This is a genomic window from Burkholderia plantarii (genome assembly GCF_001411805.1).
GTDB lineage: Bacteria > Pseudomonadota > Gammaproteobacteria > Burkholderiales > Burkholderiaceae > Burkholderia > Burkholderia plantarii.
Genome location: NZ_CP007212.1, coordinates 2,728,362 through 2,745,738 on the forward strand (window position 1 = coordinate 2,728,362; position 17,377 = coordinate 2,745,738).

Annotated in this window: 15 protein-coding genes; 6 read left to right on the plus strand and 9 right to left on the minus strand. The window is 69.3% G+C overall.

Annotated elements, in window-relative coordinates:
* Window positions 1–38 precede the first annotated feature (38 nt).
* The 3 genes from bpln_RS11560 to bpln_RS11570 all read left to right on the plus strand — a co-directional run bounded on the left by bpln_RS11560 (window position 39) and on the right by bpln_RS11570 (window position 2,218).
* A complete protein-coding gene (locus tag bpln_RS11560) occupies window positions 39–476 on the plus strand; it encodes a hypothetical protein (RefSeq protein WP_141755165.1) in 438 nt (145 codons plus the stop codon).
* Between the two features lie 389 nt (window positions 477–865).
* Window positions 866–1,075, plus strand: a complete 210-nt coding sequence (locus bpln_RS11565; protein ID WP_042625303.1) for a dodecin — start codon at window positions 866–868, stop codon at window positions 1,073–1,075.
* Window positions 1,076–1,288: 213 nt separating this feature from the next.
* On the plus strand, window positions 1,289–2,218 hold the full coding sequence (locus bpln_RS11570; protein WP_042625304.1) for a LysR substrate-binding domain-containing protein: 930 nt from the start codon (window positions 1,289–1,291) through the stop codon (window positions 2,216–2,218).
* A gap of 87 nt (window positions 2,219–2,305) precedes the next feature.
* Here bpln_RS11570 and bpln_RS11575 read toward each other — a convergent pair whose 3' ends face one another.
* Window positions 2,306–3,733 (minus strand): 8-oxoguanine deaminase, encoded by a 1,428-nt coding sequence (locus bpln_RS11575; RefSeq protein ID WP_055138875.1) that lies wholly within the window; start codon window positions 3,731–3,733, stop codon window positions 2,306–2,308.
* A gap of 486 nt (window positions 3,734–4,219) precedes the next feature.
* Between bpln_RS11575 and uraH the strand changes: the two genes are divergently transcribed.
* The 3 genes from uraH to bpln_RS11590 all read left to right on the plus strand — a co-directional run bounded on the left by uraH (window position 4,220) and on the right by bpln_RS11590 (window position 9,489).
* A complete protein-coding gene (gene uraH, locus bpln_RS11580; protein WP_042625306.1) occupies window positions 4,220–4,573 on the plus strand; it encodes a hydroxyisourate hydrolase in 354 nt (117 codons plus the stop codon).
* A gap of 71 nt (window positions 4,574–4,644) precedes the next feature.
* A complete protein-coding gene (locus tag bpln_RS11585; RefSeq protein WP_042625307.1) occupies window positions 4,645–5,838 on the plus strand; it encodes a urate hydroxylase PuuD in 1,194 nt (397 codons plus the stop codon).
* A 453-nt stretch (window positions 5,839–6,291) separates the two neighbouring features.
* Window positions 6,292–9,489 carry an EAL domain-containing protein gene (locus bpln_RS11590; protein WP_055138876.1) on the plus strand — a complete coding sequence of 1,066 codons (3,198 nt, stop codon included), beginning with the start codon at window positions 6,292–6,294 and terminating at the stop codon, window positions 9,487–9,489.
* 90 nt (window positions 9,490–9,579) lie between these two features.
* On the opposite strand, the gene bpln_RS11595 is transcribed toward bpln_RS11590, so the two are convergent.
* From bpln_RS11595 to ldcA, 8 genes are all read right to left on the minus strand, one after another.
* Entirely contained in the window at window positions 9,580–10,092 is a 513-nt protein-coding gene (locus bpln_RS11595) for an ureidoglycolate lyase (protein WP_042625309.1), read from the minus strand.
* A complete protein-coding gene (gene alc / locus bpln_RS11600) occupies window positions 10,089–11,102 on the minus strand; it encodes an allantoicase (protein WP_055138877.1) in 1,014 nt (337 codons plus the stop codon). Before alc ends, bpln_RS11595 begins: the two co-directional genes overlap by 4 nt.
* A 112-nt stretch (window positions 11,103–11,214) precedes the next feature.
* Window positions 11,215–11,736 carry a 2-oxo-4-hydroxy-4-carboxy-5-ureidoimidazoline decarboxylase gene (uraD, locus tag bpln_RS11605; protein ID WP_042625311.1) on the minus strand — a complete coding sequence of 174 codons (522 nt, stop codon included), beginning with the start codon at window positions 11,734–11,736 and terminating at the stop codon, window positions 11,215–11,217.
* The gene (puuE, locus tag bpln_RS11610) at window positions 11,733–12,686 is read right to left on the minus strand and encodes an allantoinase PuuE (protein WP_042625312.1); all 954 of its coding nucleotides are present in this window, start codon (window positions 12,684–12,686) and stop codon (window positions 11,733–11,735) included. Before puuE ends, uraD begins: the two co-directional genes overlap by 4 nt.
* A gap of 159 nt (window positions 12,687–12,845) precedes the next feature.
* Entirely contained in the window at window positions 12,846–13,721 is an 876-nt protein-coding gene (locus tag bpln_RS11615; RefSeq protein WP_055138878.1) for an aspartate/glutamate racemase family protein, read from the minus strand.
* Window positions 13,722–13,735: 14 nt separating this feature from the next.
* Window positions 13,736–15,229, minus strand: a complete 1,494-nt coding sequence (locus bpln_RS11620; RefSeq protein ID WP_055138879.1) for an NCS1 family nucleobase:cation symporter-1 — start codon at window positions 15,227–15,229, stop codon at window positions 13,736–13,738.
* 151 nt (window positions 15,230–15,380) lie between these two features.
* Complete coding sequence (locus bpln_RS11625) at window positions 15,381–16,076, minus strand: GntR family transcriptional regulator (protein ID WP_042626661.1); 696 nt, start codon at window positions 16,074–16,076, stop codon at window positions 15,381–15,383.
* Window positions 16,077–16,393: 317 nt separating this feature from the next.
* Window positions 16,394–17,335 carry a muramoyltetrapeptide carboxypeptidase gene (gene ldcA, locus bpln_RS11630; protein ID WP_042625315.1) on the minus strand — a complete coding sequence of 314 codons (942 nt, stop codon included), beginning with the start codon at window positions 17,333–17,335 and terminating at the stop codon, window positions 16,394–16,396.
* Window positions 17,336–17,377 lie beyond the last annotated feature (42 nt).

The window sequence follows — 17,377 nt, forward strand, 5'->3', positions numbered from 1 at the left end:
AGCCACAAATCTTGCAATCGTTTTTGACGCGAGTGTTTATGTCCTTTCCGAAAAAACGCCGACGCGCGCCATCGGACGGCCAGGAATCGTTCCTCGCCGTGCTGCGCCACGCGAAGCCCTTCGCCCAGCTCGATACCAAGATCGCGCGGGCCCGTGCGCAGGACGAGCCGGTGCTGTATGCGCACGTGCTGCCCGGGCTGGACGTGCTGCTCTGCACCGTGCGCGGCGCGCATCCGCCGTATCCGGCGATCGCCGATCTGCGCAAGCGCTGCATCGAATCGATCACCAACGCGCTCGAACAGCCGCTCGACGGGCTCGAGAACGGCGGCTACTGGTACGAGGCGAACGGCTTCGGCTTCCTCGTGTTCGCGAGCAGCGCGCGGGCGCGAATTCTGCCCGAGTTCGGCGGCACGATTGCCGGCGAGCGCAGCGCGGGCCGGCAGAACGCCGGCGATACCACGCCGCGATCACTCTGAGCCGCGCGCGTTGAACGGGCCGCGAACGGCGGCCCTTCAACCCATGCGCTCGCGCCGCCTCGCGCCACCTCGCGCCGCCTCTTATCGCCGCGCCATGCCGGCTGCATCGATGTTCGCCGATGCCGTCGTCGATGGCGGCGGTGCCGGCAGGCATCGACGTCGCGCCCCGCCCGTCGGTTGCGCGGCGACGCTGGCGGCGAGCGCCGGCCGCCCGCGTCGCCCCGTTCAGGCGCGGTCGTTGCTGCTGCCGCGCGCCGCGACCTCCCGCCTTCATCCGGCGGCCACATCCGATTGAACTTGTTCCCCCGCGCGTGGATCACTCCTTGACGGGCAGCGCGCCGGCAGCGTGCCGGCCGCCGCATCGTTCCATCCATCGTCCCGGAGGCATCATGAGTGACCACGTCTACAAGCAGATCGAACTGACCGGCTCGTCGCAGGCATCGAGCGACGACGCGGTCCGCGTCGCCATCGCGAAGGCAGCGAAGACGCTGCATAACCTGGAGTGGTTCGAAGTCATCGAAACACGTGGCCATGTCGAGGGCGGCAAGGTCGCCCACTGGCAGGTGACGTTGAAGGTCGGCCTGCGCCTCGACGACTGATCCTCGGCGGCTCCCCGCCGCGAACGCCACGCCTCGCGCCGCGAGGCGTGTCTCTCCTCCCCTCTCTCCCCGCCCCCGCCGCGCTGCGGATCGCCCCGAAACCGCTGCCCGACTGTGGTTTACGCCGCCTTGACGGTCATTTCTGTCCATATTAAAAACAATATACTCAGCCGATTCCGATATCAGCCGAGACATATATAACCTGGAGAGAAAATGAGTCAACAACGCGAGGCGATCGACACTTACCTGCTGCGCGTCCTGCATACGCTGCTGATGGAACGCAGCGTGACGCGCGCGGCGGTCAAGCTGAATCAGTCGCAGCCCGCGATCAGCGCCGCGCTGCGGCGCCTGCGCGACATCACCGGCGATCCGCTGCTGGTGCGCGGCAAGTCGGGCATGGTGCCCACCGAATACGGGCTGCGCCTGCTCGAACCCGTACAGAACGCCTTGCGCGAAATCGAGCGCATCAAGTTCCAGCAGCACAACTTCGATCCCGCCACCTCGATCCGCTGCTACCGGATCGGCTGCCCCGACTACCTGAACGTGCTGTTCGTGCCCACCGTGGTGGAGCGCTTCCGGCAGGCGGCGCCAAACGCGACGCTCGAATTCCATTCGCTCGGCCCGGCCTTCGACTACGAACTCGCGCTCGAGGACGGCAAACTCGACATCGTGGTCGGCAACTGGCCCGAGCCGCCCGAGCAGCTGCATCTGTCGAACCTGTTCGTCGACAAGATCGTCTGCCTGATGAGCAACGCGCATCCGTTCGCCAAGCGCGGCGGCCTCACGCTCGACCAGTACCTGAACGCCCCGCACCTCGCGCCCACGCCGTATTCGGTCGGCCAGCGCGGCGCGATCGACGTGCATCTGGCGCGCGAGCGGCTCAAGCGCCACGTGGTGGTGACGCTGCCGTACTTCAATCTCGCGCCCTACGTGCTGGTGAAGTCGGACCTGATCTTCACCACCACGCGGCTGTTCGCCGACCACTACGCGAAGTTCCTGCCGCTGTCGGTGGTGCCGGCGCCGCTCGACTTCCCGCCGATGCAGTACTACCAGCTCTGGCACGAACGCTGCCATTACTCGGACGAGGTGCGCTGGCTGCGCAGCCTGGTGGCCGAGGCCACCCGCACGCTGATCGACGCCTGAGACGCCCGCCACGGCGGCCCCGCTGGCCGCCATGGCGCACGTTCAGCGCATCTAGCGTGTCCAGCAATCTCGGCAATCTCGCCACGTTCAGCGCGCCGCCTCGGCGAGTTGCCGCGCGAGCGCGTTGTGGCGCTCGACGAGCGGCCCGGTGTCGAGGCTCGCGAGCTGCCCTTCCCGCACCACCACGCGCCCGTTCACGACGCTCCACGCCACCTGCGACGGCGCGCAGAACACCAGCGCCGCGACCGGATCGTGCAGCGCGCCGGCGAAGCCGGGCTGGGCCAGATCGAACGCGATGAAATCGGCGGCCATCCCCGGCGCGAGCGCGCCGATGTCGTCGCGGTTCAGCACCCGCGCGCCGCCCAGCGTCGCGATCTCGAGCGCCTCGCGCGCCGTCATCGCGTCGGGCCCGAAGCCGACCCGCTGCAGCAGCAGCGCCTGGCGCGCCTCGGCAACCATCTGCGCGCCGTCGTTGGAGGCCGAGCCGTCCACGCCGAGCCCCACCGGCACGCCCGCGAGCCGCATGCGCCGGACCGGCGCGATCCCCGAGGCGAGCCGCATGTTCGAGCACGGGCAATGCGCGACGCCGGTGCCGGTCCGCGCGAACAGCGCGATGCCGGCCTCGTCGAGCTGCACGCAGTGCGCATGCCAGACGTCGGGGCCGACCCAGCCGAGATCCTCGGCGTACTGCGCCGGCGTCATGCCGAAGCGCTCCCGGCTATAGGCCACGTCGCGCACGTTCTCGGCCAGATGCGTATGCAGCGAAACGCCATGGGCGCGCGCGAGCCGCGCCGAGTCGCGCATCAGCTCGCGGCTCACCGAGAACGGCGAGCACGGCGCGACCGCCACCCGCAGCATCGCGTAGCGTCCGGCGTCGTGGTAGGTCTCGATCAAGCGCTGCGTGTCGGCGAGGATCACGGCCTCGCGCTCGACCAGCGCATCGGGCGGCAGGCCGCCGTCGCGCTGCCCCACGCTCATGCTGCCGCGGCTCGCGTGGAAGCGCATGCCGATCCGGCGCGCGGCCTCGATGCTGTGATCGAGGCGCACGCCGTTCGGATAGAGGTAGAGATGATCGCTCGAGGTGGTGCAGCCCGACAGCAGCAGTTCGGCCATCGCGGTCAGCGTCGACACCTCGATCATCTCGGGCGTCAGGTGCTGCCAGATCCGGTACAGGCCGGTGAGCCAGTCGAACAGTTCGGCGTTCTGCGCGGCCGGAACCGCGCGCGTGAGGCTCTGGTACATGTGGTGATGCGTGTTCACGAGGCCCGGCAGCAGCAGATGGCCGCGCAGGTCGAGGATCTCGTCGGCCGTGTCGGGCAGCGTGTCGCTCGGGCCGACCGCGACGATCCGGTTGTCCTCGATGTAGAGGCCCGCGTCGCGCAGCTCGCGACGCTGCGCGTCCATCGTGACCAGCACCTCGGCGTGGCGCACCAGCAGCGTTCGGCCGCGCGCGGCCGGGTCGGCCGGAAGGGGAAAGACGGATGCGGCTTGGCGCAGGTTTGATTCGTCAGGCATGGCGGTTCGTGCTCCGTTCGGTGATGCCGCGCGGCTGAGCGGCGGCGAGCGTGGCGTTCGAACCGTGACGTGGCGCATCGACCGCGCCGCCGCGTCCGTTCGAACGCCCCTGGCCCGGTTACCCGGCGTCCCCGCCGTCTTCGGGGTCCGCCGCGCGGCCGCAGCCGCGCGCGAACCGGCCGAGCATCGCGCAGCCGCGGCCGGCTGGCAAGCGCGCCGGTCACATGCTCGTCTTCACACCGGCAATATGGTCGGATAAGTTGTCCGGCATGCCTTGGGCACGGATCGGTGGCACCACTCATGCATGCGGGCTTATCTTCGCTATCGCGCGTCGGATCGCGCCGCAAGCTTTCTTAGAATGACGGCTCGGCGCGCGCTTCGATCCGCCGACGGGTATGTAGCCACAGCCGTGGAGCCTCGATCCGCCGTCGCAACACCGGGATCGAGGCGCCGTGACTCTTCGCATTCACACAAGGACACAAGCGAATGGGAAAGCTGACTACCCACGTACTCGACACCGCCCACGGCCGGCCGGGTGCCGGCATCCGGATCGAACTCCATGCCATCGACGGCGAGGCACGCCGCTTGCTGAAACAGGCGACGACCAACGACGACGGCCGCTGTGACGCGCCGCTGCTCGAGGGCGACGCGCTCGCCGCCGGCGAATACGAGCTCGTCTTCCACGCCGGCGACTATTTCTCCGCGCTCGGCGTCGCGCTGCCCGAGCCGCGTTTCGTCGATCGCGTCGTGCTGCGCTTCGGCGTGGCCGACGCGGGCTCGCACTACCACGTGCCGCTGCTGGTCTCGCCGTGGTCGTACAGCACCTATCGCGGCAGCTGACAGCGTATCGGCCCGCCGCCCGTCCGACGAGGACGCGACAACAATGCCCCGAGTTTGTCTGGAGGAGTTTCATGGAAGGCTTCATCAACGACTGGCTGAATCTCGCGATTCGCTGGTTGCACGTCATCGCCGCGATCGCCTGGATCGGTGAATCGTTCTACTTCGTCGCCCTCGACAACAGCCTGACCCCGCCGAAGGATCCGAACCAGCGCCAGCGCGGCGTGTTCGGCGAGCTGTGGCACGTCCACGGCGGCGGCTTCTACAACATGCAGAAGTACACGGTCGCGCCGCCCGCCATGCCGGACGACCTGCACTGGTCGAAGTGGCCGTCCTACACCACCTGGATGTCGGGCTTCGGGCTGTTCTTCGTGCTCTACCTTCTCGCGCCGAACACCTACCTGATCGATCGCAACGTGCTCGACATGGGGCCGGTGGTGGCGGTGTCGTCCGCGCTCGGCTTCCTGATGGCCGGCTGGATCGTCTACGACTGCGCATGCCGCCTGCTCGGCAATCGCGACCGGCTGCTCGGCGTGTTCGTCGGCCTCTACGTGGTGCTCGCCGCCTACCTCGCCTGCCACGTCTTCTCGGGGCGCGCGGCCTACCTGATCGTCGGCGCGATGCTGGCGACCATCATGTCGGCCAACGTGTTCTTCGTGATCATCCCGGGCCAGCGCAAGATGGTCGACAAGATGCTCAAGGGCGAGACGCCGGACCCGATCTACGGCAAGCGCGGCAAGCAGCGTTCGGTCCACAACACCTATTTCACGCTGCCGGTGGTGTTCGCGATGCTGTCGAACCACTACGCGATGACGTACACCAACCGCTACAACTGGGTCGTGCTCGTGATCATCATGCTGGCCGGCGCGTTGATCCGCCAGTTCTTCGTGATGCGCCACCGCGGCCAGCAGCTCTGGTACCTGCCGCTCGGCGGCGTGGCCCTGATGCTGCTCGCGCTGGTCTGGACCGCGCCGCGCCCGATGGCGGCGCAGGCGCAGGCGGCGAACCTGCCGAAGCTCGCGATCAAGGACATCCAGCCGGTACTCGAACAGCGCTGCGTGGCCTGCCACTCGGCGAAGCCGACGATGATGGGCAGCGCGCCGGCCGGCGTGATGTTCGACACGCCCGAGGAAATCGCGCAGAACGCGCAGCGCATCTACCAGCAGGCGGTGCAGTTGAAGGCGATGCCGATCGGCAACGTCACGCACATGACCGATGACGAGCGCATGAAAGTGGCCGCCTGGTTCGAGGCGGGCGCGGCGAAGTAGGCGCGCGTTCGACCGGATGTGACCGGACATGACGAGACGGGCTCGCGATGCTGCGAGCCCGTTTCGTTTTCAGGGCGCCGGCATCGCGAGGCGGGCGCGCCGCGGGCGCCGGGGCCGCCGCTTGCTCGCACGGACTGCCGGGTGTTACCCGGCCTCACCGGGCATTCGCGAGGTGCCACCGGGCGCCACCAGGAACGGCCCGGTGCAACCACGCCGCATGTCGCCGCGGCGCGCTTTTCTGCTTCCCGCATCGCGCCACGGCGGTGCGCACGCACCATGCCGACGCATCCACGCGCCGCCGCGCCGATTCCGCACGCTCGCGCTAAAGCACGCAGGTGCCGCTGCCGTTAGTCAGGGAGCGAGCGCACGCGGCCTCCGCGGCGACGCTTCCGGACACGCCGGTTCCCGGTCGGGAACACGGCCTCAACCCTCGGTGTCATCCTGGCGCGTGCGATGCAACACAATCTGTTCTTCCGGCTGCTCGGGCGCTTGCGGGTCGGCCGCAAGCTGCTGCTGATCTACCTGCTCGACCTGAGCGCGGTGGTCTACATCAGCAGCATCCTGATCCACGAGAAAACCATGTCGATCGATTTCTCGCAGAAGGAGATCGTCGGCAGCGCCTACCTGGCCACCGTGCGCGAGGCGCTCGTCGAAGTCGCCACGCTCGGCGCCGACGGACGCCTCGGCACGCGCGAGATCGCGCGCACCGAAACCGCGCTGTCCGCCGCCGAGCAGCAGTACGGCGCGGGGCTGCAAAGCAGCGAACTGAACGCGCGCGTGCGCGCCGCGCTCGACGCGCTCGCCCGCGCGCCGCAGGCCAATCGCGCCGGGGCCGTGCGCGACGCGTTCACGGCCTGCCGCGACCTGATCACGCGAGTCGGCAACCAGTCGAACCTGATCCTCGATCCCGATCTCGACAGCTATTACTCGATGTCGCTGTCGGTGCTGCGCTACCCCGCGCTACTCGACGCGGTGGACGGCATCGGCCAGCGCCTGCACGAAGGCGCCGACAACCCCCGGGTCCGGCGCGAACTGAGCACCCGCTATCTCGTGCTCGAAGGCCAGCTCGACGCCGTCGCGCAGGGGCTGCGCTCCGATTTCGCCGAGGCCGGCGCGGCCAACGCCGGCGTGCAGCGCGTGCTCGCCGCGCCGGTCGGGCAGTTGCTCGCGGCGATCGAAACCTACCGCGACGCCGCGCGCCTGGCGGTGGCCGCCAGCGGCACCGACGCCATCTCGCGCGCGGCCGCCGACGCGGCCCAGCAGGCGCTGGTGGCCCGCGCGGCCGACGCCTGGCGCGCCACCGGCGCCGAGCTCGACACGCTGCTGCGCTCGCGCGTGAGCGCGCTGTTCTCGCGCATGTGGCTGCATCTCGGCACCGCGCTGTTCCTGCTCTGCGGAATTCTGTCGATGGTGTACCTGGTGGCGCAGCAGATCTCGCGGCCGCTGCGCCAGCTCGCGCGCGTGATGGACACCGTGCGCCGCACCGGCGACCACCGCCAGCGCGCCGCGTGGCACAGCCAGGACGAGATCGGCCAGCTCGTCAACGGCTTCAACGAGATGCTCGCGCAGCTCGATCACGAGCGCGACGTGCAGAAGGAACTCGCCGCCAGCGCGCGCGCCGCGCAGGCGCAGCACGCGCTGGTGGAGGCCACGCCGGTGCCGATGATGGTCACGGCCGTGCCCGGCCACGAGGTGCTGCACGCCAATCATCCGGCGCTCTACTGGCTCAACGGCTGCACCTCGGACCCGTGGGCCTCGGGGCTCGATTCGGCGGTGCGCGCGCGCTTCTTCCAGCAGCTCTCCGACCGCAACGCCGTCGACCAGTTCGAGGTGCGCTGGATGGCGAGCGAGGAGCCCACCTGGGCCATGCTCTCGGCGCGCCGCCTCGAATTCCAGGGCCGCGACGCGGTGCTCACCGCGTTCACGCCGATCAACCAGATCAAGCTGATGGAGCAGCGCCTCGAATTGTGGGCGAAGGTGTTCGAGGCGTCGTCGGAGGCGATCCTGATCCTCGACAGCGAGCGCCGCCTGCTGACCGCGAACGCCTCGTTCTATCGCGCCACCGGCTATCGCGCCGAGCAGATCGGCGGCACGCCGCCCGAGTTCATCGTGGCGAGCGGCGGCGACCAGCCGCTGATGCCGCGGCTCACGGCGCTGGTGGACATCTCCAGCGTCTGGAACGGCGAAGCCGTGGTGCGCCGGCGCGCGGGCGGCGACTATCCGGCCTGGCTCATGATCAGCGCGGTGCGGGACAAGCACGGCGCGGTCTCGCACTACATCTGCACGCTGATCGACATCACCGACCGCAAGAAGAGCGAGGCGCGCATCCGCTTCCTCGCCGAGCATGACGTCCTCACCGAGCTGCCGAACCGCGCGCTGTTCACCCGGCGGCTCGGCGCCGCGATCGATCAGGCGCGGCAGGGCGACAGCCGGGTGGCGGTGCTGTTCATCGATCTCGATCGCTTCAAGGACATCAACGACACGTTCGGCCATCATGCCGGCGACGGGCTGCTGCGCTCGGTTTCGCAGCGGCTGCTGCAGTCGGTGCGCGCGGGCGACACCGTGAGCCGGCTCGGCGGCGACGAATTCACGGTCCTGCTGGGCGGCGCCGGCAGCGCGGCCGACGTGGCGCACCTGATCGAGGAACGGCTGCTGCCGCCCATGCGGGAGCCGCACCAGATCGGCGGCATGACGCTGCAGGTGGCGTGCAGCATCGGCATCGCGCTGTATCCGGAGCACGGCGAGGACATCGAGACGCTGATGCAGAACGCCGATGCCGCGATGTACCGCGCGAAGTCGGGCGGCCGCAATCTCGTCAAGTTCTTCTCGCCCGAGATGGCCGAAAGCGCGCGCCACCGCCTCGAACTCGAAACCCATCTGCGCACCTCGGTGGAGCGCCGCGAGCTGTGGCTCGAATACCAGCCCTGCGTGCAGGCCGAGACGGGCCAGCTGCTGAGCGTGGAGGCGCTGCTGCGCTGGCAGCATCCGCATCTGGGCATGGTGCCGCCCTCGCAGTTCATCCCGATCGCGGAGGAAACGCGCCTGATCGTGCCGATCGGCGCCTGGGTGATCGACGAGGCCTGCCGCCAGATCGCGCGCTGGCGCGCCGCGGGCCTGCCCGAGATCCGCGTGTCGATCAACCTCTCGGTGGTGCAACTGCGCGACGACGCGCAACTGGTCGACAAGCTGCGCGACAGCCTCATGACCCACGACGTCAGGCCGGACAGCCTCGAACTCGAAATCACCGAGACCGTGCTGATGGAAAGCGTCGATCACTACCTGGACACCGTCAACGAGATCCGCGCGCTCGGCGTGAAGCTCTCGCTCGACGATTTCGGCACCGGTTATTCGAGCCTCAGCTACCTGCACCGCTTCCCGCTCGACCGGCTCAAGATCGACCGCGCGTTCGTGAACGGCCGGCTCGAGGCGCTCGCCGATCTCGCCGTGATCCGCGCCATCGTCGAACTCGGTCACGAGCTGGGCCTGCGCGTGGTGGCCGAGGGCGTCGAGCAGGCGCACGAGGCGAACGCGCTCAAGCGCATCGGCTGCGACGAACTGCAGGGCTTCTACTACGCCCGGCCGATGTCGAACGAGGCGCTCGAACAATGGCTCAAGACGCGCGCCGCGCCGCGCGTCAGCGAAGCGGTCTGAGCGGGCGATACCGAAAACGACCGACATGAAAAAAAGCCCCGCGAACCGCGGTTCGCGAGGCCAGGGACGAAACGGCCGTTACGGGGACAATCAGGCCGTCGCGTGATGCAGGGCCGCGTCGGTGAGCCAGAGCGATTCGTCGAGCGTCGCCTCGTTCAGGTTCACGCCCTCGCCGCCGCGATCGACGACGATGAAATCGCTCGTTTCGCCGAGCGCGATCAGCGGATGGTGCCAGACGCCCTTCGCGTAGTTCACGCCCTGCCAGCCGCGCGTGACGAACGCGCGAATCTTGGCGGGATCGAGTTCGCCGGCCGGCGCGACCACCACCAGATAGGGCCGCGCGTCAAGCGGCAGGAACGCCTGGCTGCCGAGCGGATGGCGTTCGAGCATCGTCACCTCGAACGGCAGCGCGCGCGGCTGACCGCGAAACAGGTTGACGAGCGGCTGGCCGCCGCCGTCGGCGACGTCGATCCTGGCGAGATCGTGGAAGCGGATCGTGGTGCCGAGGTTGATCGGGATCTGCCTGGCGCCGGCGGTCTCGATCACGTCGCCGAACGGCGCGAACGCGGCGCGCGTCAGCGCCTCGATGGCAAGCGTCTTCATTGCTCGAGCGTGCCCCAGATGCGCAGACGCGACACGCCGCCGTCCGGGATGATGTTGAGCCGCACGTGCGTGACGGCGCCGAGCGCGGCCAGCTCCGACTCGAAATGATGCTGCTTGTCCATCTGCAGCTTCTGCTCGCCGAGCAGCTCGGGCCAGAACATCGCCTGCGTGACGAGCGAACTGTCGGTGCCGCCGCGCACATAGGCGGCCTGGATCGAGCAGCGGTCCGGATAGTTGCCCTTGAAGTGCGCGGTGTCGACCTCGATTTTGCGGATCACGCCCGGCTGCGCCAGCGCGACGATCGCCCAGTCGTTGCCGGGCTCGCGGCGGCGCCGCGTCTCCCAGCCGTCGCCCATGTTCACGCCGCGGCCCGGCAGCAGGATCGTCGAGGCGAGGCCGAAGTGCTGGTTGTTGGCGGCCACCAGATAGCCGCCGTTCTCCATCGCGGCCAGGTCGAACAGCTCGCCGCGGCCCGCGTCGCTCCAGTCGAGCTGCGGCTGGCCGTACACGCGCAGCCGCGCGATGCCGCCGTCCGGATACAGGTTGAGGCGCAGGTGCGTGTACGGCGCGGCGTCGGCCACTTCGACGTAGTGGTGGTGATTGCCCTGCAGCGTCGTCGACGGCACGATCTCGACCCAGCGCGTGTCCTGGTTAGGCGCGCCCTCGGCGACGTGGCAGGCCTCGACCGAGGCGGCCGGCGGGAAGTTGCCGGTGAAGTGGCTGGTGTCGAGGTCGAGTCCCTTGATCACGCCGGGCCGCGCGAGCTTGACCACGCACCAGTCGTAGCCGGTGGTGCGCTTGCGGCGCGTTTCCCAGCCGTCCATCCACTTGCCGTGATCGTCGTACTTGCCGGCGATGAAGACGGCCGGCTCCGGATTCAGCATGCGCTCCTTCGGCGCGAAGAAGTCGTCGCTCGCCTCGAGCGCCTGCGCCCCGAGACGCGGATCGGCGAGATTCACGTAGCGGCGCGTGAATTCGGGAGCGTTGGGATCGAGCAGCGGAATGGCCATGATGAAATCCTTGTGTACTGGGTTCGTGGAAAGCGCCGCCTCCGCGTTCGCGCGGCCACGGCGGGCGCCGCGACGACGCCGAAGGCCGTCGCGCGCCGGAGGGAGGCGCCGCTCAGGCGCCGATCAGGTCGTCGAGCCGGAAGCGCGCGATCCGGTAGATCTGCGCCAGGCTCTCGCGCAATTCCTCGTCGCGCGTGTTGGCCACGCGCGCCTCGAAGTTCGCGATGATGCCGTGCCGGTCGTAGCCGCGCACGGCGAGGATGAACGGGAAACCGAACTTCTCGCGATAGGCGAGATTGAGTTGCTGCAACCGGTCGAACTCGGCCTGCGAGCACTGGTCGAGCCCGGCGCCGCTCTGTTCGCGCGTCGATTCGGCGGTCAGCTCGCCGCGCACGGCGGCCTTGCCGGCCAGCTCCGGGTGGGCGTTCACGAGTGCGAGCCGGCGCGCCTCGCCGGCCTGCTCGACGAGCGCCGACATCGCCGCGTGCAGCGCGTCGACGCTGGCATAGGGCCGCCCGGCCGCGGCCGCCTCGGCGACCCACGGCGAATGCTCGAAGATGCCCGACAGCGCGGCGACGAATGCCTCGTTCGCCATGTCGTTCAGTTCTGCCAACGTGTAGTGCATCGCCTTCATGCCGCCCCTTCGCCTTGGTGATTGGTGGAATACGGATGGTGCTCGCGCCAGTGGCGCGCGATGTCGACGCGGCGCGTGACCCACACGCGGTCGTGCCGCTCGAGGTGATCGAGGAAGCGCTGCAGCGCGCGGAACCGCCCCGGCCGGCCGAGTAGCCGGCAGTGCATGCCGATCGACAGCATCTTCGGCGCCTCGTCGCCCTCTTCGTAGAGCACGTCGAACGCGTCGCGCAGGTACTGGAAGAAGTGATCGGCGGTGTTGAAGCCCTGCGGCGTCGCGAAACGCATGTCGTTGGTGTCGAGCGTGTACGGCACGATCAGTTGCGGCACGCTCGCGCCGCCCGTGACGGCCACGTCCATCCAGAACGGCAGGTCGTCGCCGTAGTAGTCGGAGTCGTACAGGAAGCCGCCGTGTTCGGCCACCAGGCGGTGCGTGTTCGGGCTGTCGCGGCCCGTGTACCAGCCGAGCGGACGCAGGCCCGTGACGCGCTCGATCGCCTCCATGCCGAGCCGCATGTGCTCGGCCTCGCGCTCGGGCGTGGCGTCCTGATAGTGGATCCAGCGCCAGCCGTGGCAGGCGATCTCGTGGCCCAGTTCGACGAACGCGCGCGCGAGCTCGGGATGCCGCTCGATCGCCATGCCGACGCCGAACACCGTGAGCGGCAGCGCACGCTTCTCGAACTCGCGCAGGATCCGCCAGACGCCCGCGCGCGAGCCGTATTCGTAGATCGATTCCATGCTCATGTGGCGCGCCGGATAGGCCGCCGCGCCGACGATCTCGGACAGGAACTGCTCGGAGGCCGGGTCGCCGTGCAGCACGCAGTTCTCGCCGCCTTCCTCGTAATTGAGCACGAACTGCACGGCGACGCGCGCGCGGCCCGGCCAGTTCGCCTGCACCGGATGCCGGCCGTAGCCGATCAGGTCGCGCGGATAGTGGGAATCGTGGGACATGGTTGGATGCGAAGGTGGACCCGTATCAATGGGGCTCGCATCGGCGGCGGCAGCGGCGGCGGTGAGGCTGGCGGCGCGCCGGACGGCGCCGATGCGAGGGTTGGGCCAGTGTAGCGAAAAGGGTTCGGGGCGCCCATACAGCCGGGCCGATAGTGCGTGTCACACCGGGTGTATATGCACCGGCGGCGGGGCCGGTTCGGCGGCGGTCGCGGTGGTGATTTTCGCGGTCGCTTGCGTGGTCGCTTGCGCGCCCGTCCCGGTCGTCGGTTCGATCGCCGTCGCGCCGCCCGGCAGGCCGTCGGCACCGGGGCCGAAGCGCGCGAGTTCGCCGTCGTAGCGTTTCGCGAGCGGTCGCGCGTAGTCGCCGCGCTTGGCCGTGGCGAGCCGCAGCGCGACCAGCGCCTCCACCCACTTGACGGCCGCCGTCACGCCCTCCACCACCGGCGCGCCGATGGTCTGCTCGATCTCGCGCGCGAACCCGACCATCCCCGCGCAGCCGAGCACGATCGCCCCGGCGCCGTCCTCGTCGAGCGCGCGGCGGCACTCGTCGACGATCCGGCCCCGCGTCGGCGAGCCGGGCCGGTCGAGTTCCAGCACCGGCACGTCGGTGGCGCGCACGTTGCGGCAGAAGCGGCGCATGCCGTAGCGTTCGGCCAGCTCCCAGGCCATGCCGCGCGTGCGCGCGAGCGTCGTCACCACCGAGAAGCCGGGCGCGAGCACGCTCGCCGCGTGCATCGCGGCCTCGGCGATGCCGATCACCGGGCCGCGCGCGAGCTCGCGCGCCGCGTAAAGGCCGGGGTCTCCGAAGCAGGCGATCACGTAGCCGTCGAAGCCGTCGCGCTCGCCGGCCGCGATCTCGGCGAGCAGCCCGGGCACGGCGAGCGCGTCGTCGTAACGGCTCTCGATCGAGGGCGGCCCCGACGGCGGGCTCACCGCCACCACCGCCGTCCCCGCGTTCGCCACCTCGCGCGCGCAGCGCCCCATCACGTCGGTCATGCGCTGCGTGGTGTTCGGGTTGATCAGCTTGATCTTCATGGTCCCGTCCTCGCTCAGGGCCGCGCCACGATCCGGTAGAACAGGCCGCCCAGCAGCGCGCCGACGAACCACGAGAAGTTCGCGAGGCCGGCGAGCGCCGGCACCATCACGCACGCCACGGCCAGCGCGGCGGCCGGCAGCAGCGCCAGCACCGCGCGCCGGTTCACGCCGCCGCGATACCAGTAGGCGCCCGTCTCCGACAGCGTGTAGAGGTCGTCACGCAGCAGCCGGCCGCGCTTGACCAGGTAGAAATCGACGATCAGCACGCCGTACAGCGGCCCGATGAAGCTGCCGAGCACGTCGAGCGTGTCGTGGATCACCGCCGGGTTGTTGAACAGGTTCCACGGCGTGATGAACACCGAGGCGACTGCGGCCAGCATGCCGCCCGCGCGCCAGCTGATGCGCCGCGGCGCGACGTTCGAGAAATCGAAGGCCGGCGACACGAAGTTCGCGACGATGTTGATGCCGATGGTGGCGACCGTGAAGGTGAGCGCGCCGAGGATCACGGCGGTCGGATGATCGATGCGCGCGACGGTGGCGACCGGGTCGGTCAGCAGTTCGCCGAACACCGGCAGCGTGGCGGCGGTGGTGATGACGGTGACCAGCGAGAAGGCCAGGAAATTGACCGGCAGGCCCCAGAAATTGCCGCGCCGCACGGCGCGGAAGCTGGCGCAATAGCGCGAGAAATCGCCGAAATTGAGCATCGGCCCGGAGAAGTACGAGACCACCAGCGCGATCGCCGTGAGCATCACCGGGATCACCTCGGCGCCGTGGTAGCGCACGCCGCCCAGGTTGATGCCGATGTTGCGCCAGCCGGCGCGCCAGACCATGTAGCCGGCCAGCACGAACATCACCACGTAGACGGCCGGCCCCGCGAAGTCGATGAACTTCTTGATGGTCTCCATGCCGTTCCAGAACACCAGCGCCTGCAGCACCCAGAGCAGCATGAAGCCGGCCCAGCCGAGCGCGGACAGCCCGAGCAGGCCGTGCTGATGGACGTCCGCGTAGGGCATCCACTGCGGCACGAACTTCAGCACCACCACCACCAGCGCGCTCGAGGCGAGATAGGTCTGGATGCCGTACCAGGCCACCGCGATCAGCCCGCGGATCACGGCCGGCACGTTCGCGCCGAGCACGCCGAAGGTGGCGCGGCAGGCCACCGGATACGGCACGCCGAGCTGCTGGCTCGGCCGGGCGATCAGGTTGCAGAGCAGGTTGACGATGCCGATCCCGACCAGCAGCGACACCAGCACCTGCCAGCTCGTCAGGCCGAGCGCGAACAGGCTGCCCGCGAACACGTAGCCGCCCACGCTGTGGACGTCCGACATCCAGAACGCGAAGATGTTGTAGGCGCCCCAGCCCTGTCGCGCGAGCGGCGCGAGATCGTCGTTGTAGAGCCGCTCGCTGTAGCGGCCCGGCACACCGGGGCCGCCGGCGCCGGGGTCCGCGCGGTTCGTCGGGTCCGGATGATAGGGAGGGCTTTCCGGCGCAATGCTGAACTGAGCCATGACATCTCCTTGCCTGCCGCGGTCGGGCCGCGCGATCGTCGTTGAAATCGCGGCCCGCCTCGTGTCGGGCCGCGCCCGCGTGCGGCAGCGCGAGGCTGCCGCCAGCATCCGGTCAATCCGTCCGTTCGGCGCGGGCGCGGCGCGCGGGACGTCAGCCCGTGCCGCCGAACACGTCGCGCAGGTCGACCGCGCCCGGTGCGGGCCGGTCCAGCATTCTCAGTTCCACCAGTTGCAGGTGATGCGCCATCCGTTGCGCGGCCTCGCGCGCGTCGCCCGCCTCCAGCGCCTGCGCGATCCGCGCGTGCTCGTCGAACGAGCAGGAACCGCGGCCGTGCGATTCGTAGAGCGAGGACATCAGCGTCGAGCGCGCGACCAGCCCGTTCAGGCAATCGCAGAGCACGGTGTTGCCGGTCAGCGCGGCGAGCGCCGTGTGGAACTCGCCCGACAGGCGCACGCAGGCCGCGAAATCGCGCCGCTCGAACGCGCCGCGCTCGCGCTCGATGATCGCCGTCACGCCGCGCAGGCGCTTCGCGCCCGGCCCCGTCGCGAGGCGCTCGACCACCGCCTGCTCGATGATGCGGCGCATCTCGAACACCTCGTGGACGTCCTGCAGCGTCGGGCTCGCCACGAACGCGCCGCGGTTCGGCTCCAGGTCGACGAGCCGGTCGGTCGCGAGCAGCGCGAGCGCCTGCCGGATGGTGCCGCGCTTCACGCCGAACACTTCGCAGAGCTGCGCTTCGGTCAGCTTCGCGCCCGGCGCGAGCCGGTGCTCGAGGATCGCCGCGCGGATTCGCTCGGCGATCGCCTCCGGCGCGCTCACGGGTACGGCGGTTGCCTTCTTCGTCATGTCTGCCATCTCGTTATGTTCAGCATCCTAGGGTGGACATAAATATTGTCAACAATTTATCCGGTCCATGTTGCACCGCATCCGGGCATGTCCTGGCCCGGATCGGGTGCGAATACGCGCCAGGCGAATGCAGTGGCGGCATTGCCCCCGGCTGCTCAAGCATTGCGATGAAATCATGGGTTCTTTTTTGTCAACAAACTGGCGCCGGATTGGTGCAAACGGCGTTTGGCGACGCCAGTCGAGGCAGACCGTTAGTTGCTTATTTGGACACAAAAAAAGGCGGTCGCCCGCCTCGTTCCGCAACCGCCGGCCGAAACTCAGCCGGCCAGCACCGGATAGTCCGACAGGGTCAGGCGGAAGCCGTGTTCGTTCGCGACGAGCCGCGCCTGGCCGCCCACCGGCAGCGTCAGCATGTCCGGCACATGGCCGAACTGCAGGCCCGTGATGATCGGGATGCCGATCACCTCGCGCATCTGGTCGATCACGGACTGCATGTCGTAGCCGTTGTCGTAGTCGAACGCGCGCGCACCGGTGAACTGGCCCAGCACCAGCGCCTGCTGGCGCGCCAGGATGCCGGCGAAATGCAGCGTGTAGATCATCCGCTCGATGCGGAAGGGCTGCTCGTTGACGTCCTCGATGAACAGGATGCCGCCCTCGATCTGCGGCATGTAGGGCGTGCCGACCAGCGACGCGAGGATCGCGAGGTTACCGCCCCAGAGCGTGCCCGCCACGTCCGCCGACTGCTGCTGCGGCACCTCGGCCACGATCGTCGTGGACGGTTGCGTGAGCGTCGACCAGAACTGCGTCATGGTGAATTCGCTCGGCGTCTCGGCGCCGAAATCGGCCGACAGCATCGGGCCGCCGAACGTCTTCACGCGCGACTTCGCGAGCAGCGCGAGCTGGATCGCCGTGAAATCGCTGTGGCCGCACAGCGCGATCGGCTGGTCGCGCAGGCGGCTTTCGAGCCCGCGGTAGTCGAGCCCGTGCAGGATGCGCGCGGCGCCGTAGCCGCCGCGCACCGCGAGCCCGATGTCGGGCAGCGGCTGCGACGGATCGGCGAGATGGTTCAGGTCGGCCGCGCGTTCGCCGTCGGTGCCGGCGAACCGCAGGTAGCGCCGCTCGACCGCGGTCAGGTTCTGCAGCACGTGCTGCGCGTTGCTGAGGCGTTCGAGCGCGCGCTGCACCGCGAGCGGATCGTGCGGGTAGCCGGACGGCGCCAGCAGGCGGATCGTGCGTGGCAGGGAAGAAGGATTCGTCATCGGCTCGCGGAGATAAAAGGGGTCAGCCCGGCTGGGATTGCC

Bases quoted from the DNA above. Each gene is read 5' to 3' on its own strand.
- uraH (WP_042625306.1), top strand. From the start codon at position 4,220: ATGGGAAAGCTGACTACCCACGTACTCGACACCGCCCACGGCCGGCCG.
- bpln_RS11565 (WP_042625303.1), top strand. From the start codon at position 866: ATGAGTGACCACGTCTACAAGCAGATCGAACTGACCGGCTCGTCGCAG.
- uraD (WP_042625311.1), bottom strand. From the start codon at position 11,736: ATGAAGGCGATGCACTACACGTTGGCAGAACTGAACGACATGGCGAAC.
- bpln_RS11575 (WP_055138875.1), bottom strand. From the start codon at position 3,733: ATGCCTGACGAATCAAACCTGCGCCAAGCCGCATCCGTCTTTCCCCTT.
- bpln_RS11620 (WP_055138879.1), bottom strand. From the start codon at position 15,229: ATGGCTCAGTTCAGCATTGCGCCGGAAAGCCCTCCCTATCATCCGGAC.
- alc (WP_055138877.1), bottom strand. From the start codon at position 11,102: ATGGCCATTCCGCTGCTCGATCCCAACGCTCCCGAATTCACGCGCCGC.
- bpln_RS11560 (WP_141755165.1), top strand. From the start codon at position 39: ATGTCCTTTCCGAAAAAACGCCGACGCGCGCCATCGGACGGCCAGGAA.
- bpln_RS11615 (WP_055138878.1), bottom strand. From the start codon at position 13,721: ATGAAGATCAAGCTGATCAACCCGAACACCACGCAGCGCATGACCGAC.
- bpln_RS11595 (WP_042625309.1), bottom strand. From the start codon at position 10,092: ATGAAGACGCTTGCCATCGAGGCGCTGACGCGCGCCGCGTTCGCGCCG.
- puuE (WP_042625312.1), bottom strand. From the start codon at position 12,686: ATGTCCCACGATTCCCACTATCCGCGCGACCTGATCGGCTACGGCCGG.
- ldcA (WP_042625315.1), bottom strand. From the start codon at position 17,335: ATGACGAATCCTTCTTCCCTGCCACGCACGATCCGCCTGCTGGCGCCG.
- bpln_RS11570 (WP_042625304.1), top strand. From the start codon at position 1,289: ATGAGTCAACAACGCGAGGCGATCGACACTTACCTGCTGCGCGTCCTG.
- bpln_RS11590 (WP_055138876.1), top strand. From the start codon at position 6,292: ATGCAACACAATCTGTTCTTCCGGCTGCTCGGGCGCTTGCGGGTCGGC.
- bpln_RS11625 (WP_042626661.1), bottom strand. From the start codon at position 16,076: ATGACGAAGAAGGCAACCGCCGTACCCGTGAGCGCGCCGGAGGCGATC.
- bpln_RS11585 (WP_042625307.1), top strand. From the start codon at position 4,645: ATGGAAGGCTTCATCAACGACTGGCTGAATCTCGCGATTCGCTGGTTG.